The 23127-nt window shown below is 39.8% G+C and carries 21 protein-coding genes; 11 read left to right on the forward strand and 10 right to left on the reverse strand.

What is annotated here, in order from left to right; all coding sequences use genetic code 11:
- Positions 1-353: 353 nt before the first annotated feature.
- From trhO to LV92_RS06625, 8 genes are all read left to right on the forward strand, one after another.
- Complete coding sequence (trhO, locus tag LV92_RS06590; RefSeq protein WP_111622836.1) at positions 354-1385, forward strand: oxygen-dependent tRNA uridine(34) hydroxylase TrhO; 1032 nt, start codon at positions 354-356, stop codon at positions 1383-1385.
- Between the two features lie 334 nt (positions 1386-1719).
- Entirely contained in the window at positions 1720-2889 is a 1170-nt protein-coding gene (locus LV92_RS06595) for a PSP1 domain-containing protein (protein ID WP_111622837.1), read from the forward strand.
- Complete coding sequence (locus LV92_RS06600; protein WP_111622838.1) at positions 2882-3367, forward strand: gliding motility lipoprotein GldH; 486 nt, start codon at positions 2882-2884, stop codon at positions 3365-3367. Before LV92_RS06595 ends, LV92_RS06600 begins: the two co-directional genes overlap by 8 nt.
- A 4-nt stretch (positions 3368-3371) precedes the next feature.
- Positions 3372-5714: a penicillin-binding protein 1A gene (locus LV92_RS06605; protein ID WP_111622839.1), complete on the forward strand. Its 2343-nt coding sequence runs from the start codon at positions 3372-3374 to the stop codon at positions 5712-5714.
- A gap of 120 nt (positions 5715-5834) precedes the next feature.
- Entirely contained in the window at positions 5835-6536 is a 702-nt protein-coding gene (locus LV92_RS06610; RefSeq protein ID WP_111622840.1) for a CoA transferase subunit A, read from the forward strand.
- A gap of 33 nt (positions 6537-6569) precedes the next feature.
- On the forward strand, positions 6570-6959 hold the full coding sequence (locus LV92_RS06615; protein ID WP_111622841.1) for a four helix bundle protein: 390 nt from the start codon (positions 6570-6572) through the stop codon (positions 6957-6959).
- Complete coding sequence (locus LV92_RS06620; protein ID WP_111622842.1) at positions 6949-7602, forward strand: 3-oxoacid CoA-transferase subunit B; 654 nt, start codon at positions 6949-6951, stop codon at positions 7600-7602. The genes LV92_RS06615 and LV92_RS06620 overlap by 11 nt, the downstream gene beginning before the upstream one ends.
- Positions 7603-8058: 456 nt before the next feature.
- Positions 8059-8574 (forward strand): GNAT family N-acetyltransferase, encoded by a 516-nt coding sequence (locus LV92_RS06625; protein WP_111622843.1) that lies wholly within the window; start codon positions 8059-8061, stop codon positions 8572-8574.
- A gap of 27 nt (positions 8575-8601) precedes the next feature.
- Here the strand turns inward: LV92_RS06625 and LV92_RS06630 are convergent, their stop codons facing one another.
- The 6 genes from LV92_RS06630 to LV92_RS06655 form a co-directional block, all read right to left on the reverse strand.
- Positions 8602-9759 (reverse strand): methionine aminotransferase, encoded by a 1158-nt coding sequence (locus tag LV92_RS06630; RefSeq protein WP_111622844.1) that lies wholly within the window; start codon positions 9757-9759, stop codon positions 8602-8604.
- A 30-nt stretch (positions 9760-9789) separates the two neighbouring features.
- A complete protein-coding gene (locus tag LV92_RS06635; RefSeq protein ID WP_111622845.1) occupies positions 9790-10263 on the reverse strand; it encodes a very short patch repair endonuclease in 474 nt (157 codons plus the stop codon).
- 103 nt (positions 10264-10366) lie between these two features.
- Entirely contained in the window at positions 10367-11113 is a 747-nt protein-coding gene (locus tag LV92_RS06640; protein WP_111622846.1) for a succinate dehydrogenase/fumarate reductase iron-sulfur subunit, read from the reverse strand.
- Positions 11114-11222: 109 nt separating this feature from the next.
- Positions 11223-11585 carry a four helix bundle protein gene (locus tag LV92_RS06645; RefSeq protein WP_111622847.1) on the reverse strand — a complete coding sequence of 121 codons (363 nt, stop codon included), beginning with the start codon at positions 11583-11585 and terminating at the stop codon, positions 11223-11225.
- A gap of 38 nt (positions 11586-11623) precedes the next feature.
- Positions 11624-13639, reverse strand: coding sequence for a fumarate reductase/succinate dehydrogenase flavoprotein subunit (locus tag LV92_RS06650; RefSeq protein ID WP_111622848.1), 2016 nt, complete (start codon positions 13637-13639; stop codon positions 11624-11626).
- Between the two features lie 12 nt (positions 13640-13651).
- Positions 13652-14329, reverse strand: a complete 678-nt coding sequence (locus tag LV92_RS06655) for a succinate dehydrogenase cytochrome b subunit (protein ID WP_111622849.1) — start codon at positions 14327-14329, stop codon at positions 13652-13654.
- Between the two features lie 387 nt (positions 14330-14716).
- On the opposite strand from LV92_RS06655, the gene LV92_RS06660 reads away from it, so the two are divergent.
- Positions 14717-15082: a hypothetical protein gene (locus tag LV92_RS06660; RefSeq protein ID WP_111622850.1), complete on the forward strand. Its 366-nt coding sequence runs from the start codon at positions 14717-14719 to the stop codon at positions 15080-15082.
- A gap of 70 nt (positions 15083-15152) precedes the next feature.
- On the opposite strand, the gene LV92_RS06665 is transcribed toward LV92_RS06660, so the two are convergent.
- Positions 15153-16874: a M28 family peptidase gene (locus LV92_RS06665; RefSeq protein ID WP_111622851.1), complete on the reverse strand. Its 1722-nt coding sequence runs from the start codon at positions 16872-16874 to the stop codon at positions 15153-15155.
- A gap of 186 nt (positions 16875-17060) precedes the next feature.
- Here LV92_RS06665 and LV92_RS06670 point away from each other — a divergent pair, with 186 nt between their 5' ends.
- On the forward strand, positions 17061-18359 hold the full coding sequence (locus LV92_RS06670) for an aminopeptidase P family protein (RefSeq protein WP_111622852.1): 1299 nt from the start codon (positions 17061-17063) through the stop codon (positions 18357-18359).
- Positions 18360-18440: 81 nt separating this feature from the next.
- Here LV92_RS06670 and brnQ read toward each other — a convergent pair whose 3' ends face one another.
- Positions 18441-19718, reverse strand: coding sequence for a branched-chain amino acid transport system II carrier protein (gene brnQ / locus LV92_RS06675; protein ID WP_111622853.1), 1278 nt, complete (start codon positions 19716-19718; stop codon positions 18441-18443).
- Between the two features lie 264 nt (positions 19719-19982).
- On the opposite strand from brnQ, the gene LV92_RS06680 reads away from it, so the two are divergent.
- Positions 19983-20234 (forward strand): hypothetical protein, encoded by a 252-nt coding sequence (locus tag LV92_RS06680; protein ID WP_031446213.1) that lies wholly within the window; start codon positions 19983-19985, stop codon positions 20232-20234.
- A gap of 179 nt (positions 20235-20413) precedes the next feature.
- Here LV92_RS06680 and thiL read toward each other — a convergent pair whose 3' ends face one another.
- A complete protein-coding gene (thiL, locus tag LV92_RS06685; RefSeq protein WP_111622854.1) occupies positions 20414-21457 on the reverse strand; it encodes a thiamine-phosphate kinase in 1044 nt (347 codons plus the stop codon).
- A gap of 171 nt (positions 21458-21628) precedes the next feature.
- Positions 21629-23083, reverse strand: a complete 1455-nt coding sequence (locus LV92_RS06690; protein WP_111622855.1) for a Gfo/Idh/MocA family protein — start codon at positions 23081-23083, stop codon at positions 21629-21631.
- Positions 23084-23127: the final 44 nt, after the last annotated feature.

Below are 23127 nucleotides of genomic sequence, written 5' to 3' on the forward strand. Positions count from 1 at the left end.
TTTGTACGCAACCTTTTTCAATTTATGTCATCTAAAAACTAACTAACTCAAATTAGGTTGCTTATTGTTCTGGTAAAACAATAAGGGTTGTGGGTCAATATTTTATTTTTATTCTATGAAAAAGAAAAAACAATATTGACCTTAAAAAGGGTCTTGATATTTTCAAGATCCTTTTTTACTTTAATATGCCTAGCACTTATTAATTCTGCCCGCTAAAAGTTTTTATTTAGATTTTTTTGTTCAACATTCTTCAATTGGGATTCAAAAAACAGGTATTATTCTTTTAAACCCGACCTATAAATCCTATTTTTGCGCTCATAAAATATTTCTTTAACTTAAAATATTAGTATAGCATGCAACTGTACAATACCTTAAGTGCAAAGGAGAGAGAGGCCCTTATAGAGGAGGCAGGATTGGAACGTCTTACCATTTCTTTCTATCAATATGCACGTATTGGCAATCCGTCAATTTTTCGAAACCATTTATTTATTCATTGGAACGAACTGGATGTTTTGGGCCGTATTTATGTAGCCCATGAGGGCATCAATGCCCAATTATCTGTTCCAGCCGAAAATTTCAAGGCCTTTAAGTCTCACTTGGACAGCATCACCTTTTTAGAAAATGTTAGGTTGAATATCGCCATAGAACAGGATAACAAATCATTTTTAAAATTAAAGGTCAAGGTTCGGGAAAAGATTGTTGCCGATGGATTAAATGATGATTCCTTTGATGTTACCAATAAGGGAATTCATGTGGATGCCATTAAGTTTAACGAACTTATTGAGGATTCGGATACCATTTTGGTAGATATGCGCAATCATTATGAAAGTGAAATAGGGCATTTTAAAAATGCCATTACCCCGGATGTGGATACCTTTAGGGATTCATTGGATATCATTGAAAAGGATTTGGCAGACCACAAAGAGGATAAAAAATTGGTCATGTACTGTACCGGTGGTATAAGGTGCGAAAAGGCCAGTGCCTATTATAGACATAAAGGTTTTAAAAACGTATATCAGCTGGAAGGCGGTATTATAGAATATACGCGTCAGGTTAATAACCTGAATTTGGAAAATAAATTTTTAGGCAAGAATTTCGTTTTTGACCACCGTAGGGGGGAGAGGATAACCGATGATGTCATCGCCAATTGCCATCAATGTGGCAACCCCTGTGACAACCATGTAAATTGTGCCAATGAGGCATGCCATCTACTTTTTATCCAATGCGATTCCTGTGCCGGGGCCATGAACAACTGTTGTTCAGTGGATTGTAAGGAAGTTCATGAACTTCCTTTTGAAGAACAGAAAAAATTGAGGAAAGGAAAAGTGGTGAGCAACAAGATTTTCAAAAAAGGCCGTTCCGAGGTTTTGAAGTATAAGAAGTAATTCCCAACATAAATCCGTTGTCTGGACCTCGAGTCATTAGTCCTTGATTCCAAAACCCAAAATAATTGTTTTTCTAGCCATTAATTAAGTTTTGGAAACTAATTCAAAACAATTGACTCTGTTTAAAGATCTGGGATATTTTGCGTTTTTAAGGCAGAGATTAAGTTAAAAATCTTCCGCTTTGGGTCTTTTTTCCCTGTTTTAAGGGAGCTTTGCGCGGACAACGAAACTCTTTCTTTTCATCGCATTAAAAAAACACTATCTTTACGTTTAATAATTTTATGAACCTTTTTTAGTAAAAGTGTTACATTTTTACTAAACCAAGATACGAAATATGGGTTGTAGCAGTTGTTCAACCGGTAAGGACGGACAGCCTAAAGGATGCAAGAACAATGGTACTTGTGGCACCGATGGCTGTAATAAATTGACGGTATTTGATTGGCTTTCCAATATGTCACTGCCAAATGGGGAAAAACCATTTGATTGTGTGGAAGTCCGTTTTAAAAATAGTAGAAAAGAATTCTTTAGAAATTCCGAAAATCTTTCACTTTCCATTGGCGATATAGTGGCTACACAGTCCACTTCCGGTCATGACGTGGGTATGGTTACCCTTACGGGAGAATTGGTAAGGGTTCAAATGAAAAAAAAGAAGGAAGATTATAACAATCCGGAACTTCCCAAACTTTACCGAAAGGCATCCCAAAAGGATATCGACATTTGGCAAAAATGTAGGGACAGGGAAGAGGAAATTAAGAAGAGGGCCAGGGAAATTGCCATTGTATTAAAGTTACAGATGAAAATCTCCGATGTGGAATTTCAGGGAGATGGTTCCAAGGCTACCTTCTATTACACCGCGGAAGAACGTGTGGATTTCCGTCAGTTGATCAAGGACATGGCCAAAGCATTTGGTATCCGAATAGAAATGAGGCAAATTGGCTACCGCCAAGAAGCCCAGCGTTTGGGAGGAATAGGTTCTTGCGGAAGGGAATTGTGCTGCTCTACATGGCTAACCGATTTTAGATCCGTAAGCACATCGGCGGCCCGCTATCAACAGCTTTCGCTTAATCCACAAAAACTGGCAGGACAATGTGGCAAACTTAAATGTTGCCTGAATTATGAATTGGATGTGTATTTGGATGCCTTAAAGGATTTTCCTGGGCAGGATACCAAATTATTTACGGAAAAGGGCATGGCTTTTTGCCAGAAGGTAGATATTTTCAAAGCCTCACTTTGGTTTTCCTATAAGGACGAACCTGCCAATTGGCATGTCTTGTCCAAAGATCAGGTGCTTGAGGTGATGGAAAAAAACAAAAAGAGGGAAAAAGTGGCCAGTTTGGAGGAATATGCTGTGGACAACGTTCAAGAAGTTGAAAAGGTTTTTGAGAATGTGGTAGGGCAGGATAGCTTAACACGATTCGACACCCCTAAGAAAAGAAGGTCCAATAGGAATAACAAGAAAAAGAAACGAAGCAATTATAAAAAAAGGCCTACCAACAATGCTTAAGAGTTTAGGTGTATTTTTTTTAGTAATTTTTATGGTTTCTTGCGATAAGCAAACCGTAAAATCCGAATATAGTCCAACACAAAATGGGCGGTGGAACAAGGATAGCGTAGCAAAATTTTCCTTCCAGGAACTGGATACCCTTCAAAAGTATAATATGTTCATCAATCTGAGAAACGATGATACATACCCTTACAGCAACCTTTTTCTCATTGCGGAGCTAAAGTTTCCCAGTGGCGATGTAGTGCGGGATACCTTGGAATATGAAATGGCAAAACCGGACGGAAAGTGGTTGGGTGCAGGTTATGGTAGTTTAAAGGAAAACAAATTATGGTATAAAGAAAACGTCGTTTTCCCGTCTTCAGGCGTATATACCTTAGAAATTTCCCATGCCATGCGTAAAAATGGGCAAGTAGATGGAATTGTCGAATTGGAAGGTATCACCGATGTGGGTTACCTAATCGAAAAAAGTAATCAGTAGGCTTATGGCAACAGCTACCAAAAAGAAGAAAAAAAGCAACAACAATTTTTTTAAGTTCATAAAATGGTTTTGGATTCTCTTTTTTATAGGGGTTATTTCCGGAGTTATGATTTTCCTTTTGGCTTCCTGGGGTGCCTTTGGAGCCATGCCGGAATATGAGCGCTTGGAGAATCCGCAGACCAATTTGGCCAGTGAAATTATTTCATCTGATGGAGAGACTTTGGGCAAATTCTATTTGGATGATAATAGGACTGATGTGGCCTACGAAGAGTTGCCGAAAACTTTGGTGCAGGCCTTGGTGGCTACCGAAGATGCCCGTTATTATGAGCACTCCGGAATAGATGCCAGGGGAACGCTTAGGGCCTTTGCCTATTTGGGCAAAAAAGGAGGGGCTAGTACCATATCCCAACAATTGGCTAGACAATTGTTTGTAGGGGTACGTTCCAAAAATATTTTTGAAACCATTACCCAAAAAATAAAGGAATGGGTGCTTGCCATTAGGTTGGAGCGTAGCTATACCAAGGAAGAAATTGTTAAAATGTATCTTAACATTTACGATTTTAACTATAATGCGGATGGTATCAGATCTGCCTCACGTATTTATTTTGGCAAAGAGCCCAAAAATTTAAAAATAGAAGAATCTGCGGTTTTGGTAGGGATGCTTAAAAACTCTTCATATTACAATCCTATTCGACGGGAAGAATTGGTCTTAAATCGTAGAAATACGGTCTTGTCCCAGATGGCGAAATATGATTTTATAACGGAAAAGCAAAAGGATTCCTTACAGGCTTTAAAAATGGATATTAATTTTAGTCCTGAATCACATAGAGAGGGTTTGGCTACCTATTTCCGGATGTACCTTCAGGGTTTCATGAACAAGTGGATCAAGAAAAACCCGAAACCCGCTTTAAAAGGGGAAAGTGACCAATGGAACATATATTTGGATGGACTGCGCATTTATACCACTATAGATTCGCGCATGCAAAGAAATGCTGAGGATGCCGTAGCCGAGCATATGAAAAGATTACAGGCCGAGTTTTTTCATCAAAACACACCTGATCGTAATAAAACGGCTCCCTTTATAGAGGAGGTGCCAGGGGAAATAGCAGGTATTATGGAGAGGGCCATAAAATCCTCTCATAGGTGGCATAACCTCAAGGATCAAGGGAAAAATGAAAAGGAAATAAGGGCTTCCTTTAATGAGCCGGTAGAAATGACCGTTTTTGATTGGAATAGCGATACCAAAGAAAAAGATACATTAATGACCCCAATGGACTCTATTAAGTATTATAAGTCCTTTCTTAAGACGGCGATGATGTCTATGGAACCACAAACGGGACATGTAAAGGCTTGGGTAGGTGGTATAGACTATAAGCATTTTCAGTATGACAACGTTATCCAAGGGGCAAGGCAGGTAGGCTCTACATTTAAGCCTTTTGTTTATGCAGCGGCCATTGACCAATTGCGTCTTTCGCCTTGTGATGCACTACCGGATAATCGATATTGCATTGAGGCCAATAAACACGGAAATCCAGACCCATGGTGTCCAAAGAATTCCGATGGTAAATACTCTGGGGAAATGTTAACACTCAAGAATGCCTTGGCTAATTCCGTTAATACCATTACCGCCCAATTAATAGATAGGGTGGGTCCCAAGGCGGTGGTATCCATAGCCAAAAATCTGGGAATTACAGGAGATATACCTGAGGTACCTTCTATTGCCTTGGGAACTGCAGACCTAAATGTGTATGAGATGGTGGGGGCCTATGGTACCTTTGCCAATCAAGGGGTTTATGTTAAACCTGTAATGGTAACCAGGATCGAGGATAAGAATGGTACGGTATTGTACGAGTATGTTCCGGAGACAAAAGATGTTTTAAGCAAGGATGTGTCCTATGCCATGCTAGACCTTATGTCAGGGGTAACCCAAGGAGGATCCGGGACAAGATTAAGGACCACTGGAGCAGAGAAATATAGACCGGAGTATAAGGAGATTATTACTGGTTATCCTTATGAATTTAAAAATCCTATTGCGGGTAAAACGGGAACTACCCAGAATCAAAGTGATGGTTGGTTTATGGGGATGGTGCCTAACCTGGTAACGGGAGTTTGGGTAGGTGGAGATGACAAAGCCGTGCATTTTAAGACCATTACCTACGGACAGGGAGCTTCTATGGCTTTGCCAATATGGGGCTTGTATATGAAAAAGAATTATGCCAACAAGGATTTGGGTGTTTCCGAGGGAGAATTTGAAAAGCCCGAGAATTTATCTATTAACGTAGATTGCTCCAAGACATCTACCGCGGAGGATAATAACATAGATTTAGAAGACGATTTGGATTTTTAGTACTATAAAAAATCATTGCTTTAAATGCCCTTGCTTTTATCCAAAAGTAAAGGGCATTTTTCGTTAAAAACCCGTATTTTAGAGAGAGCAAGAAAATAGGTTTAATTAAGTCGGTTTTATATGATACGAAAAACAGTTGCCAACGTGGAGGAGGCCTTGGAAGGAGTAAAGGACGGTATGACTTTTATGCTGGGAGGATTTGGATTATGTGGAATCCCTGAAAATGCGATTGCGGCATTGGTGAAGATGGGGGTAAAGGATTTAACCTGTATTTCCAATAATGCCGGAGTGGACGATTTTGGTCTTGGGCTCTTGTTGCACAAAAGACAGATAAAGAAAATGATTTCCTCTTATGTGGGGGAGAATGATGAGTTTGAACGGCAAATGTTGAGCGGGGAATTGGACGTAGAATTAACGCCTCAAGGAACTTTAGCAGAGAAATGTAGGGCCGCACAGGCCGGTTTCCCCGCCTTTTATACTCCGGCCGGATATGGAACGGAAGTGGCCGAAGGAAAGGAGACTAGGGAGTTTAATGGGAAGATGTATGTGCTGGAGGAGGCTTTTAAGGCCGATTTTTCCTTTGTAAAAGCTTGGAAGGGCGATGAGGCTGGAAATTTAATATTTAAGGGTACTGCTCGTAATTTTAATCCTGCCATGTGTGGTGCGGCCAGGATTACGGTTGCTGAGGTGGAAGAGTTGGTACCGGCAGGAGAATTGAACCCCAACCAAATCCACGTCCCGGGAATTTTTGTACAACGTATCTTCCAAGGTAAAAATTACGAGAAAAGAATTGAGCAGTTGACAGTACGGAAAGTTAATTGATTTGAAAGTTATCGGATTTGAAAATTTGATGATATGAGGAATGATAAGGAAAATTTAATAGTAAAGAAAACTTTCGATTTCTCCTTGCAAATTATTGAATATTGTGAAGAACTGAGAGCTTTAAATAAGTATGAAATGGCATCTCAATTGTTTAAAAGTGGAACTTCTATTGGAGCAAATTCATGGGAGGCTCAAAATGGAGAAAGTTCTGCCGATTTTATACATAAATTTAAAATTGCAGCTAAAGAGGCTGATGAAACTTTATATTGGATAGAACGCTGCCAAGCCTCAAGGCACTATCCAAATCCGCAGGAAGCACTTTTTTCAGAGTTAGAATCTATCATTCGAATTATCTCGAAAATTATTGGCATAAGTAAACGTGCCAAATTAACTAATTATCAAATCAACAATTATGTTGGATAAAAACGGAATAGCAAAGCGCATTGCAAAGGAAGTCAAAGACGGATATTATGTTAACCTGGGAATAGGGATACCTACTTTGGTGGCCAATTTTGTCAGGGATGATATCAGTGTAGAATTTCAAAGTGAAAACGGGGTGTTGGGAATGGGTCCCTTTCCTTTTGAAGGGGAAGAGGATGCCGATATCATCAACGCAGGCAAACAAACTATTACCACACTCCCGGGAGCCTCATTTTTCGACTCTGTAACGAGCTTTGGAATGATCAGGGGGCAACATGTAGACCTGACCATTTTGGGGGCCATGGAAGTCGCTGAAAACGGGGATATTGCCAATTGGAAAATTCCCGGGAAAATGGTGAAGGGGATGGGTGGAGCTATGGACCTGGTGGCCTCCGCAGAGAATATAATCGTTGCCATGATGCATACCAATAGGGCAGGCGAATCCAAGTTGTTAAAGAAATGCACTTTGCCATTGACGGGAGTTGGATGTGTAAAAAAAATTGTGACCAATTTGGCAGTACTGGATGTAACACCCAAGGGATTTAAATTGTTGGAAAGGGCACCTGGAATTAGTGTCGATGAAATAGTAAAGGCTACTGAAGGAAATTTAATTGTGGAAGGTGATATCCCAGAGATGGATATTTAGGTGGGATTGTTCAATTAGGGGTGTCAGATTTTATTGAATTTTTATATTCTGACATATTTAAATAAACTGTCTTCATTTAACATTTTGGAAAGGGTTTATATCGATCAAAATAACTATTTTTATACGCATACAACAATTACTGTATGTTTCACAACAATTTTTTAAATGTTGCGTTAATCTGAATTATATTGCATTTAATAACAGAAGTTAAACCCCAAATTTAACAACTACTAAACCTTAATTACTATGGAAGCCCAAATTAACCACAGCCGTACACAAAAAGAAATTCAAGTTTATCGCAATGACTTTTTCACAGGCATTGTAAGATTGACTAAAAAATTATTTATGCTGTAGCATGAATCAATAGTTTAAAAAGGGAGCACTACTTTAAAGTAGTGCTCCCTTTTTTGTTTTCAATCTAGTTGAAAATCGTAATTTTAAGAAGGAAAGAAAAGCATGAAACTACACATGAGGCCTTGTGTCATTAAAGATTTGGGGGCTTTGGCGAATCTAGGCAGGAGGACCTTTATAGAGGCATTTGAAAAGGATAATAAGCCGGAGGATTTTAAGGAATATCTTGATTCTGCTTTTGGAGAGGAAAGGCTTTTAAAGGAACTTCAGGATATTAATTCATCCTATTATTTTATTCATAAGGATTCCAGTTTGGTGGGATACATTAAATTGAATGAAAATGAATCCCAAACCGATATTAAGGATATTGATGCCATAGAGTTGGAGCGTATCTATGTATTAAGTGAATTTCAAGGCCAGGGAATTGGTGAGTGGATACTGGGGCAGGTAATATCCATTGCAAAAGCTAAAAATAGGTTATATGTTTGGCTTGGTGTTTGGGAGCACAACCCCAAGGCCATTAAATTTTATCAAAGATTGGGTTTTTATAAGTTTGGGAACCATCCGTATTTTATTGGTAAGGATGAACAAACGGATTGGCTTTTGCGGTTGGACATTTAAATCTATGTTTCCATATAATAATGTTGATTAAAGCTTGCTAAGAATTTCAGTAGCCCTTTCCAAAGTTTCGTTGGTTTTGGCAAAACAGAATCTCAGTAGGTGTTTGTCGATTCCTTTGGTGTTGAATCCGGAAATGGGAATGCTGGCTATTTGGTGTTTCGTTACCAGGCGTTCGGCGAAGACTTCGTCCGGTTCTTGGGTAATATCATTATAATCCACTAATTGAAAATAGGTTCCTTTGGAGGGTTTAATTTTAAATCTTGAAGTAGATAATCCTTCAAGAAATAGATCTCGCTTTTCTTGATAAAATTGGTTTAAACCCAAATAGTGTTGAGGTTCTTTTAAATAAGAGGCTAGGGCTTTTTGAACGGCATGGTCCGCACTAAAGACGTTGAATTGATGCGTTTTTCGGAATTCGTGCATCAGTTCGACCGGACCCGCGCAATATCCCATTTTCCAGCCGGTTATGTGAAAGGTTTTTCCAAAGGAACCGCATACAAAGGTGCGGGAGGCGAGGCCATCATATTTTGAAGCACTTTCATGCTCAAGGCCGTCAAAGATAATATGTTCGTATACTTCATCGCTTATAACAATTATATCAGTATTTTCAAGACACTTTTGCAATTCAAGCATATCCTCTTTTGAGAAAATGGTACCGCTGGGATTATGTGGAGTGTTTATTATGACCATTTTGGTCCTTGGTGTAATTTTGGAACGGAAAACCTCCCAATCTATCTTAAAATCGGTATTGTTTAATTGAACAAAAACGGGAACTCCCCCATTGACTTCAATGGCAGGCTCATAACAATCATAAGCTGGTTTAATTACTATTACCTCATCACCACTGCCAACAAAGGCCGTAATGATGGTAAAAATGGCCTGTGTGGCCCCGATGGTGACGGTTATTTCGCTGTCCGGATTATAGTGTCTACCATAAAGTTGTTCAATTTTTGCTGCAATCATTTCGCGCAGTTCCATTACTCCTGCCATAGGGGCATATTGATTGTACCCCTGTTTCATGGCCTGTGTTACCAAATCGATCAAGGAAGGATCGGGCTCAAAATTAGGGAAGCCTTGGGAAAGATTTATGGCGTTGTGTTTCTGCGCCAAATGCCCCATAGTGGTAAAAATCGTAGTTTTTACTTTGGGAAGTTTAGAGACAATTTTGCGATTATATTTAGGCATTTGAGATCGATTGAATTTGTTTTAGCTATATCAGGATTGCTGTGATTGTAAATGGAAAATAACCTGATTTAGACATTGGTCCAGTTCTTTCTTAATTTCCCGTTCCCAAAATCTAAAAACGGTATAGCCCTGTTGTCGTAGCTCTTGGTTCACTTCCTTATCCCGTTGAATATTACGTTCAATTTTTGGAATCCAGAACTCCTTGTTCGTTTTAATTTTTTGTTTCCTTTCTTCCCAGTTATAACCATGCCAATATTCCCCATCAATAAAAATAACGGTTCTGTACTTTTTTAGTACTATATCCGGTTTGCCGATCAACTTCCTGTAGGCTATTCTATACCGGTATCCTTCGGCCCAAAGGGCCTTTCTAAATTTCAATTCGGGGATGGTGTTTTTGCCCCGGATCTTGCCCATCATCTTGGAACGTTCCGGCGTGGTATAAAAGCCGGACTCTTCATTAAAACGCGGAACTATTATCCGTTCTTCCTTGTATTCTTTTGGCATACTTAAAGATACTGGATTTTTATAATATGAATAAACAAAAACCCCATTCCTGAAAAGGGATGGGGTCTGTTTCTGTAGATTATAATTTTTATTTTAATCCGTACTATCCTTTTATGCTGGCACTGAAAAACTCCCTGTTCATACGGGCAATGTTCTCCAAGGAAATTCCTTTAGGACATTCCACCTCACAAGCACCGGTATTGGTACAATTTCCAAATCCTTCCAAATCCATTTGGGCAACCATATTTTTTACTCGGTCCGTTGCTTCTATCTGCCCTTGTGGAAGTAAGGCGTATTGGGATACTTTGGCCCCAACGAACAACATGGCCGAAGAATTTTTACAACTTGCCACACAGGCACCACAACCAATACAGGTAGCGGCATCCATGGCCTCATCGGCCGCATGCTTATCAATAGGAATGGCATTGGCATCCTGGGTATTTCCAGAAGTGTTGACCGAAATAAAACCGCCAGCTTGTTGAATACGATCAAATGAACTGCGGTCTACGACCAAATCCTTGATAACCGGAAAGGCTTTTGCCCTAAATGGTTCAATGGTAATGGTATCGCCATCCTTGAACATTCTCATATGCAACTGACATGTGGTAACCCCCCTATCCGGACCATGGGCTTCTCCATTGATATACATAGAGCACATACCGCAAATGCCTTCGCGACAGTCATGGTCAAAGGCAACTGGCTCGCCCCCTTTATTGGTGAGCTGTTCGTTTAAAACGTCCATCATTTCCAAAAAAGACATGTGTTCTGAAATATCAGTCACTTTATACTCGACCATTTTACCTTTGTCCTGTGGTCCTTTCTGTCTCCAAATTTTTAATGTAAGATTCATATTGTTCTTGTTAATAAAAAGCTCCTTTCGGAATCTTCATAATTAAGTTTTATAATCAAAGTTCAGTTACGGAATACAGAAATAAGAGTTAAGAAAATAGACCTCTTTATCACTGCAAACTATTTTGCAATCCCATTGTCATTTTTTGGAATTCCTCATTTTTTACTTCCAACTTTTCTAAAGTTTGTTCGTCTATATATTTTCTGTGGCGTGCAACTAATAATTGAGTGCCAAGTTCAAATGATGAACCTAAAGAAATATCGAGAAAATAAGAAAATGACTTGTCTGTTCTTGCTGATCCTTCAGCTATATTACTCGGCATCGAAATTGAACATCGGCTTAATTGATTACTTAGATCAAATTTTTCGTGCTTGGGAAACTCCAGCAAAATATCAGAAATGTCATTTGCAATTTCTAACCCCAATTGCCAGATTTTCAAATTTTTATAATTATGTCGCTGACGAAAGGCCATTAAGTCTTTTTTCTCTTCTCTTTTTTCTTCACTAACACTTATTTATAACTTCTTTGTTTTAATTCTATATCCTTAAATTCCAATTGCTCCTTGTGCAAAACGGCTTCTGAAGGTTCCCCTTTGTATTCCCAAGCTGCTACGAAAGCATAATCTTTATCGTTACGTTTTGCTTCCCCTTTTTGCTCGCCATCGATTTCAACAGACTCTTCACGGAAATGTCCTCCACAAGATTCCTCTCGCATTAAGGCATCCTTGGCGAATAATTCGCCTAATTCCAAGAAATCGGCGACTCTTCCTGCTTTCTCTAATTCAGGATTCATTTCATTGGCTGATCCAGGGACTTTTACTTCTTTATAAAATTCTTCACGGATTGCCTTAATTTCTGCCATAGCTTCTTTTAGGCCTTCAGCGTTACGTGACATACCACATTTATCCCACATAACTTTACCTAAACGTTTATGGAAATAATCTACCGAATGTGTTCCCTTGTTGTTGACAAAGAAGTTGATTCTTTCTGTTACTTCCTTTTCCGCTTGATCAAATTCGGGCGTATCTGTAGGAATTTTTCCAGTTCTAATTTCATGGGATAAATAATCCCCAATAGTGTAAGGTAATACAAAATAACCATCGGCCAAACCTTGCATTAAAGCAGATGCTCCCAATCGGTTGGCACCATGATCGGAGAAATTGGCCTCCCCTATGCAATATAAACCTTCAACAGTGGTCATTAGGTTGTAATCTACCCAAACACCGCCCATAGTATAATGGGTCGCGGGATAGATCATCATTGGGGTCTTATATGGATTTTCATCTACGATTTTTTCGTACATCTGAAACAGGTTACCATATTTTTCCTCTACAACTGCTTCGCCCAGTGCAGTAATTTTTTCTTTGGATGCATCCTGTATTCCGTGAATTTTAGCCTGTTCCAAACCGTATCTTTCAATGGCCGCTTTAAAATCAAGATATACGGCTTCCCCAGTGGCGTTAACACCATAGCCGGCATCACATCTTTCTTTCGCCGCCCTGGAAGCCACGTCCCGTGGCACTAAATTTCCAAAGGCAGGATATCTTCTTTCCAAATAGTAATCCCTTTGATCTTCGCTCAATTGGGTAGGCTTTAATTTTCCTTCCCTAATGGCCAACACATCTTCCATATTTTTAGGAACCCATATACGGCCATCGTTACGCAATGACTCGGACATCAGGGTTAGTTTAGATTGATAATCTCCAGATCTTGGGATACAGGTTGGGTGAATTTGGGTATAACATGGGTTGGCAAAAAATGCCCCTTTTTTGTGTATTTTCCAGGCCGCGGTGGCATTGGATCCCATGGCATTAGTAGAAAGGAAATAAACATTTCCATATCCTCCGGAGGCAATTACTACTGCATGTGCCGAATGGCGCTCTATTTCCCCGGTAACCAAGTTACGGGCTATAATACCCCGTGCCTTGCCATTTACCTTAACCACATCCAGCATTTCGTGGCGATTAAACATTTCTATTTTACCCCGGGCAATTTGTCTATTCATGGCCGAATAGGCCCCTAACAATAATTGCTGGCCTGTTTGTCCTTTGGCATAAAAAGTACGCGACACTAAAACACCACCAAAAGAGCGGTTATCAAGTAATCCACCGTAATCACGGGCGAATGGCACCCCTTGTGCCACACATTGATCGATTATATTGGTAGACACCTCTGCCAAACGGTACACGTTGGCTTCTCGGGAGCGGTAATCCCCACCCTTTACGGTATCATAGAACAAGCGATAGGTAGAATCCCCATCCCCTTGATAATTTTTTGCGGCATTTATACCTCCTTGAGCTGCAATGGAATGCGCCCTACGTGGGGAATCCTGATAGCAGAATGCTTTAACCCTATAACCTAGTTCGGCCAAGGTTGCAGCGGCAGAACCTCCTGCAAGGCCGGTACCCACAACAATAACGTCGATGTTTCGCTTATTGGCAGGATTAACTAAGTTTATTTTATCCTTATAAGTAGTCCATTTATCCTTTAATGGGCCTTTTGGTATTTTAGAATCCAATACAGACATAGAATTGTATTATTAATGGTTAAAATGGTGAAAAAGTGCAATGAAAATAAATCCCAACGGAATTAAAACAGCGTATGCCTTTCCAAATCCTTTTAACCCTTTTACATATTTATTGTTGGCACCAACAGACTGAAATGCTGAACTAAAGCCATGAAGTAGGTGCAATGAAAGAAAAACAAAACCTATGCAATAAAGGGCAACCCTCCAAATAGGCTCAAATTTGTGGACCAGTTCTTCGTAATAACGGTAACCTTCCCCATCGGCAAGTAGGCCGGACATGTCTCCTTGAATATATTTTGTGTTGATTTCAGGAAACCAGAAATCCAAGAAATGAATGATCAGGAAAACAAGGATAAAGCCACCGCTCCATATCATGTTCCTGCTCATCCAAGTGGAATTGGCAGCACCGTTATTTTTGGCATACTTGATGGCACGGGCATTTTTATTCTTTATTTCCAACACAAATCCCATGACAAAATGATAGACAACCCCAAAAAGCAGTACAGGCTGCAGCCCGTATTGTACCAAGGGATTGGTACCCATAAAATGTGAGGTTTCATTAAAAGTATCCGGACTTAGTACAGATAGGATATTAATGGCAAAATGTTGAAGGATAAAGATCATTAAGAAAAAGGCGGAAAGGGCCATGGTGTACTTTCTGCCTATTGAAGAGTTTAAAAATCCACTCATTAGATATTTGTTTTGATTGCAAATTTACTCCACAAACGAGTTACCAACAAATTTTGTTGAATTTATGTACAGTATTTAGAACCAATTTAAAGAAATCCACAATTAAAGTGAGGAAATATTAGAGAATCTTTTTCCATCCAACTTCATAAATAGTTGGATAAAGGGAATTTTTTCCTTATGAAATCGTTATTAAGGTCTTGTGTTTTAACAAATTGAAGGGCATAATATTCTGATTTACAAGAAATTATAGGCTTTAAATTTCGAAGTGACAGTCAATTATATTGAAGGGTTTTTCCTGTTAAATTATTTAGATCCCATTGATAAGTCTATACTTTTATTGGTTTCTGTGCGTTAGAAACTAACCGAAATTTAAATTGGGAAAACTGGATGGTATTCTGGAAAAACTGGTCCTTTAACATTAAATTCTCTTTAATTGCGTTTTTTATAACGGCAATATTGGGCCTTGTTAGTATGGGAGCTCTCGGAGGTTTGTTATATTACCCGGTATCTTTCCTGTTCGGATCTTATCCTACCTTAAATGATTGGAGTGGCGATTGGGTGTGGCCCAGTGTTATTATGGTGGGCATGTTATGGTCCTTTGGTTTTGTGTTTGGTGCGGTGGCCTGGTACTACATTCAAAAAATAACCCAATCCAAGATCCTGCTAATTGCCACATATCTGCTGATACTATGGTTATGGGCGGCATTGCTCTGGTGCTGGATGATTAAGGTCAATATAGATCAACTATCCTAGTGGCATTAAGAGCAAATTCTTGAAGGATGATTAGAATTTTTGTCTAATGCCTATAATTATCCCGTCAAGCCTATTTTTCCAATTCTGAGACAAACATTTTTGCCTGGGACTCAATAATGGCCTGAGCCTCTAAAATTGCTTTATCCAAAATCACAGTATTTTCCGGGGAGGCCAAGTCCGTTGTAGAGGCAATGGCCTTTATATACCAATCTTCCCATGCTTTTACTACAGCTACCTCACTTTTCACGGAATTTCCGGCTTTTATGGATTTATCGCCGAGCAAAAATTCCTCTGAAAGACGATTTGTTGCCGCATTCTGGACTATTTTAACGATATCCATTGCCGCATAGGAATCACCATTTACTAAGGTTAAGGCACTTGCCAAGGCCGCAATGCTTACATTTTTAAGGGTTTCTTGGGAGACTTTATCCAATCTGTCACTATCGGTATGATAAAATTGATCTGTAAAATGCCAAAACAATAATCCGGGTATATTGCTGTCCAAAAATGGGGTATGGTCACTGCCACCTTCATATGGATTGGCATTTACCTCCCAATGGGCAACTTTCCCCTGCTTCAAAAAATTATGGATCATATAGTCATTTAGGTAATGGGGCTTCATATCTTCCAAGGTAAGCGGCTTACCGCCCCACTCGGTATGTTTATCTTTTCCCCTTGTCCATATGGCACTTGGATCCGGCATTTTTTCTATTAAAAACGAACCCCCTGTAATAGCCGTGTTTTCTCCGACCATATCCAAACTAAGTCCCCATTTTATACCCTTAGCCCTTTTCTCATTTTCTTGAAGGTATCTTTTTGTCGATATAATCTCATCACCCCAAATAAAGGTCATAGTTCTCTGGGCATATATACTTTCATGCCCGATTAATTTTGCGGCAACTGTGGCCATTTCCAATTGGGCTCCCACTCCACTTGCATTATCGTTGGCACCTGGCTCCTGTACATGGGCACTGAAGACCAAACGTTCCCCTGGTATTTCTGAGCCCTTTATATCGGCAACCAACGTTAGTTCTTCGGAAGGATATATTTTGCTGGATATAAATACCTTGGCGTATACTTTTCCCTTTTCCAATGCCGCCATTAGATTTTCTTTAGCCTGATAGGAAAGAGCAATTCCCCAAGTGTTTTTGGGATCGAAAGTCAAGCTTCGGAATTGGATGGAATTTATATTTTTTTCAGGCCTTAAATAGTCTGGATTATCATATGTGATTATGCCCAAGGCACCTTTCTTTAAAACCCCCTCTGTATAAATTTCGGGGCCATTTATTCCTGTAAAAATAATTTTTCCTTTTACAGGAATCCTTTGAAGATCATCAATACCTTCAACATAAATAACTTCTGCGGTTGTTCCATTTTTTGGGGTCGAAATGGAATTTAAATAAACCATGTTCCTGTTGGTGGTGTAGGATAGCAATGGGGTATTTTTCCCAACCAGGGTAATGTTTGCATCCAAAATTTCCCAAGTAGGATGTTGCAAGGGCCTTTTTTCCAATCTGTAGGTAAAACGATCCGTATTGGATGCGTTTTCTTCCAAAACATAGCCTGCCGCTTCCAAGGATGCCGCCACTTTGTGGATGCTCTTATTAAAGCCTTCATTGCCTACCACCCTCCAAAATTGTTCTATGAATGCAGTAGTTTCATATGCCTGTTCCCCGCTGAGGTTGTTTCTAAGGATATCTAAATAATCGTCTGTGGTAACTGCAGAATTTTTTGTTTGTGCCCAGCTTAGGGTAATTAGGCTTATAAATAAAAAGAGTGGAATTTTAGTCATAACAATAGACAAATTTTAAAGACCATATGAATAAAGGTACATGTCTCTTCTTCTCTACAAAATGGAAGGACGAAGATATAATAATTTGGAGTTTCATAGCTTGGAAAGCACCGTTTTTAAAATTCATTTAACGGTTTGTGGCTAAAGCACTTCCTAATTATTAAATTTGACAATAAAAGTAGAAAAATGAAATATCAGCAAATAGATCACAACTTGTTTGTAAAGAACCGCAAGAAATTTATGGCCAGAATGAAGCCAAAAAGTATTGCCGTGTTTAATTCCAATGACATTTATCCTATTGGTGCCGATAGCACCATGCCTTTTGAACAGAATAGGGATCTGTTTTATTTAAGTGGTGCCGATCAAGAGGAAACCATTTTGTTGTTGTTCCCTGATGCTCATGAGAAAAAGCACCGGGAGGTCCTGTTCGTCAGGGAGACCAATGCACACATTGCGGTGTGGGAAGGGGAAAAGTTGACCAAAGAAAAAGCCACGGTAGTATCTGGTATCGAAACCATTTATTGGTTGACCGATTTTGATAAGATCTTTTATGATCTTATGACCGAAGTGGAAACGGTATATTTTAATACCAACGAGCATTACCGTCAGGCAGTAGAAACCCAAACTAGGGAAGATCGGTTTATAATAAAATGCAAACAGGATTATCCTGCTCACTTATGGGCCAAAAGCAATCCGATTTTACAGGAGATTAGGGGGGTGAAGGAGCCAGAGGAAATTGCTATCATGCAAAAAGCCTGTAATATTACGGAAAAGGGATTTAGGCGCTTATTGCAATTTGTAAAGCCAGGGGTAATGGAATATGAAATCGAGGCCGAACTGCTGCACGAATTTATCCGTAGTAGGTCTAAGGGCTTTGCCTATACCCCTATTATTGCTTCGGGCAATAATGCCAATGTTCTGCATTATATAGAAAACAATCGGGAATGTAAGGATGGGGATATGTTATTGATGGATGTAGCGGCCGAATACGCCAACTATTCTAGTGATCTTACCCGTACCATTCCCGTCAACGGCAGGTTTACGCCAAGGCAAAAGGCCGTTTATGATGCCGTGCTACGGGTAAAGAATGATGCTACGGCCATGTTGGTACCAGGCACTATGTGGGGGGAATACCATAAGGAAGTAGGTAAATTAATGACTTCCGAACTATTGGGACTGGGCTTGCTGGATAAGGCCGATGTTCAAAATGAGGATAAGGACTGGCCTGCCTATAAGAAATACTTTATGCACGGTACCAGCCATCATATTGGGTTGAACACCCATGATTATGGGGCTTTAAAAACACCTATGGTGGCCAACATGGTCTATACCGTGGAGCCTGGAATATATATCCCTGATGAAAAGATGGGGATTAGATTAGAAGACGATGTGGTAATCCAAGAAAAAGGGGCTCCTTTTAACCTCATGGCAAATATCCCTATTGAAGTAGAGGAGATTGAGGAATTGATGAATGCCAATTCTTGAATCATATTACGTAGTTATTTTAAAAAAGAGCTGGATTTTAACAGCTCTTTTTTATTTTTCAGGACCTTCTTTTTAGCTATCCTACTTGGAAGATAAGTACTCACTTGAAAGATTCGAAACTACAAATGCCGCCACAGCTGGTAAAACCCAGCCCAATTGGTAGGTACTAAAAGGTATCCAGTCAAAGACTTCCTTTTTAGGAGCCCAGTTTCCCAAACTGCCCAAAAAATCCGGGATACTAAATATGATAGTAGTGATTACCACGGCCTTAAACACCAATGGTGAAGCCCATTTTTCCGGTATTACGTTAAGGAGGATCAATATTATAGTGATGGGGTATATAAACATAAGTGCGGGAAAAGCCACCGTAATAATATAGGCTACATTAAATTGCCCTATGGCAATCCCAAGAAGGCATCCCATTATTGCCGTTAATAAATAGGCATTTTTGTATTTGGGGAGTCGGTCCTTGATGAAATCGGAAGACCCGGTAACAATGCCCACGGCAGTGGTAAAGCAGGCCAGACTTACCAAAATACTCAGGAAAATATTGGCGTTATTACCCAAGCTTTGTTTGCTTATTCCGGTAAGCAATTCTATTCTGGTGATATTCAATTCAAAATTGGGATAGTTCAGGGCTCCGGTAAGGATAAGGCCACTGTAAATTATAAAAAGGCTTAATCCGGCCAGCCAGCCAGCATTGCGGACCAAAGTTTTCTTCTCTTTAAAGGATGCGTTGGACTTTAGATTGATGGACACAATGATTACACCTCCGACCACCACGGCCCCAATCGCATCAAATGTTTGATAGCCCTCCAAAATGCCATCGCTAAAAGGACTGGTAATTTCGGTGGCCCCAAAATTGAAGTCGAGCGTAAAAAGGCTCGTAAAGATTATCAAAACCAAAATCAATATTATGGTAGGGGTAAGAAATTTACCCAGTATGTCCATTAATTTGGAACGATTTATGACAAAAATAAAAACCAAGGAGAAATAGACGATACTGCTGAGGAGGGCAGAAGAATTGAAGAAGGGCTGCACGGCTATTTCATGGGTTACGGCAGCTGTACGCGGTGAGGGCAAGCTTAAGGAAATAGCATAGATCAACAAAGAATAGATAAGGCTAAAATTTGGGGAGACCTTTTTCCCGAAGTCATAAATGGTACCCTGTAATTTGGCATGGGCCAAAATTCCCAATATGGGTACCAAGACCGCAGACATTGCAAACCCTAAGGCTACCAGCCACCAATAATTTCCGGACCGAAACCCTAATAGGGGAGGGAGAATCAAATTTCCTGCCCCAAAAAATAAGGAGAATAATGCAAAGGAGGTGATAATGGTATCCTTAGTATTGGGCATTTAAGGCAATTTTGGCGAAAGATAGTTTAAAAACCGTTTGGTTTAAATGGGTAAATAAACACCCAATAAGTGCAGTTGGTCGAAAAAATCAAATTTTGCTAAAAAAAAACGAAAAAAAAACAGGTTGTACTCAATAAAAGGAAGGGTGTTGGCGTTAATTATCTGAAAGTCATTTACTAAGTGCTTTCACCTGTTAACCTAAAGTTTAATTTTTGCATTTTACGGTCCCCTAAGCCTTACCAATGCCACATAAAAACCTGCATTATGAAGAAAGTTATGACAGACTACGGAACAAGACTCAGCGCCCTTTGCTGCAGCATTTTTGGACACCACTACATAGTATCCAAGAAGGTTACCTTACACATCAAGGAATATAAATGTGTTCATTGTAATAAAGAGGTGACTACGGATGTTAGTGGAAATCTATCCAACTTGACCCCAGAATTGCAGGATATCAACAATACATTACAAGATATTTATCAGAAAAGACATAGGGCTACCCAACAGGTGGCCTAAACCATGCTTGGCAATTTAATTCCGACCTTAAGCGGTATCGGAGTTTTTGAAGTTATTCCCGTAAATTAATAGTACGCCCATATTCTTGGCTGTCCTGCGCCCCACGACAGTTAAGTAAGGAACGTCCTAGGTTTTCGGGAATTCTTCTTTTCTAAATAATCCCAATAGTTCCCTTTCTTTTATGAAAAGGAATTCCAACCCTGGGCAGTAATAGGAATTTTAGTGTTGCTTCTGGAAACCAAATGAACGCCTTCATTTTTATCCGTCATATGGCCCACTACCGTGAAATGTGGATTACCCTTTATTTTTGGAAAATCCTTTTGGTCTATGGTAAACAGTAATTCATAATCTTCACCTCCACTTAAGGCAACCAGTGTACTGTCCATTTTAAATTCTTCACATGCCGCAATTACTGTTGGATCCAGCGGAATTTTATCCTCGAATAAATTACAGCCCACCTCACTTTTATCGCAAATATGTAAAATTTCGGAGGAAAGTCCATCGCTGATATCTATCATAGCGGTGGGGAGAATCTCCAGCTTTTCCAACAAGCCTTTTATATCCCTTCGGGCTTCGGGCTTCAGTTGGCGTTCTACGATATAGGTGTAAGGTGATAGGTCAGGTTGATTGTTTGGATTAACCTTGAAAACTTCCTTCTCCCTTTCCAAAACCTGTAAACCACAATAGGCACCTCCTAAATCCCCCGAAACCACTAAAAGATCGTTGGGTTTGGCCCCACTCCTGTAAACAATATTCTCTTCCTTGGCTTCCCCTATTGCGGTAACACTAACCAACATTCCTTTGGTAGAGGAAGTAGTGTCTCCCCCAACTAGGTCTACCTTATATATTTCACAGGCTAGGGCAACCCCGCTATAGAATTCTTCCAAGGCTTCCAAGGGAAATCTATTGGAAACGGCAATGGAAACAGTTATTTGTGTGGCCGTGGCGTTCATGGCATAGATATCGGATAAATTTACCATGACCGACTTATAGCCCAAGTGTTTCAGGGGCATATAGCTGAGGTCGAAATGCACTCCTTCAATCAAGAGATCTGTAGATATTACGGATTTCTTGTCCTTGAAATCCAACACGGCGGCATCATCTCCTATACCTTTTATGGTGGACGTTTGTTGTAGGGTGAAATCTTTTGTAAGATGTTTTATCAATTCAAACTCTCCCAACTGATCCAGTCCCGTCTTTTCTTGATTCTTGTCTTCTATCATGCTGCAAAAATAAGTAGTAAATTAATTATATCCTTTTTTTGTGGTAAATAAAGACTTGCCTAGTGGATTTTCGGTTTCAAGAAAATTTTCCATCAAAAAGCCGGACCTAAATAGGTATTCTACGATACTTATCTAGTCCGGCGTTTTTTATTCAGATTATAACTTAATGGTCTATCCTAAAGAATATCCCGCTCTATAGTTACGTTTTACATATTTGTTGGCGGGTTCAAAGTTGGTAACCCTCATGTTTTCTGCATCCCATAACAAACGTTTTCTTCCGTTGTATTTTGAGCCTCCCCAGAAGCTGCCCTTATCGGCATTGGGGTCTACTTCAAAATAGGCCTTAAGGGCCAAGTTACCTATAAGGATACTTTCTGTAAACGGACCTGCATAATCGAATGAAGAACTGGTTTCGGCATTGCCATAACCGGCCATACAGGCATTTACCCATTGTAAATAGTGACCTTCAGGAACTCTGGCAATGGTTTCAGCAACTTCGAACTGTTCGTTTAAAGACAACGGAAGCAATCTTGGATTGGCACCATAACAGTCGGCCAATAATTTTCCTTTGGTACCAATAAATAATACACCACCATCCCAGTTGCCCAAAGCTTCATCATCGCCCATTTCATCTGGTCTTTCTGGCAAGAGTCCACCATCCATCCAAGTAACTTTTACGGTGCCTTTACCATCTGTTCTTGGGTAGCTAAGGTGTATTTTACTGGAATTGGGGAAACTCTTAGGATAATCAGCTGTTTCGAATTTGCCTTTAAAGGAGTCGGAAACGCTGCATTCCACTTGGTTAGGATATAGAATAGGTAGAATTCTGTATACGGGATCCATGATATGGCAGGCCATATCACCTAATGCTCCTGTTCCAAAATCGGACCATCCCCTCCAATCAAAAGGAAGATAAGCATCGTTATAATCTCTCATTTCAGCGGTACCCAACCACAGATCCCAATTTAACCCTTTTGGTGTTTTGTCTGCTTTTGTAGGTGTTTGCAGTGCCTGTGGCCAAATTGCCCTGTTCGTCCAGCATTTTACAGTATGTACTTCGCCTATGATACCCGTATCATAAAGTTCTTTCATTTTTCGTACTCCATCACCGGAGCCACCTTGGTTTCCCATTTGGGTAACTACCTTGAATTTTTTTGCTGCTTCGGTAAGCATTCTGGCTTCCCAGATATCATGGGTCAAAGGTTTTTGAACGTAAACGTGCTTGCCCATTGACATCGCCATATAGGCTGCAACTGCATGGTTGTGATCTGGAGTCGATACCGATACGGCATCAATATTGTCCTTTTCGTTTTCCAACATTTTTCTAAAATCGGCATAGTATTTTGCCTTGGGGAACGATTTCCTGGACTCAACAGCCTGTCTGTCATCCACATCGCAAAGTCCTACAATATTGACATTTGGACTTTCTGCGAAGGATGAAATATCACTTCTACCTTTACCACCGGCACCAATGCCGGCAATATTTAGTTTGTCACTAGGGGCAACATAACCTGGACCTCCCAATACGTGTCTTGGGACGATCATAAATCCGGCAGTTGCCAAGCCGGTACCTTTAATAAAATCTCTTCGCGAATTGTTACTAAATGCGGTCTTTTTTTTGGACATAATTTTTGAAAGTTTTCTATTTTTTTAAAATCGATTTGAATTTA

It is taken from the genome of Arenibacter echinorum (genome assembly GCF_003259375.1).
Taxonomy (GTDB): Bacteria; Bacteroidota; Bacteroidia; order Flavobacteriales; family Flavobacteriaceae; genus Arenibacter; species Arenibacter echinorum.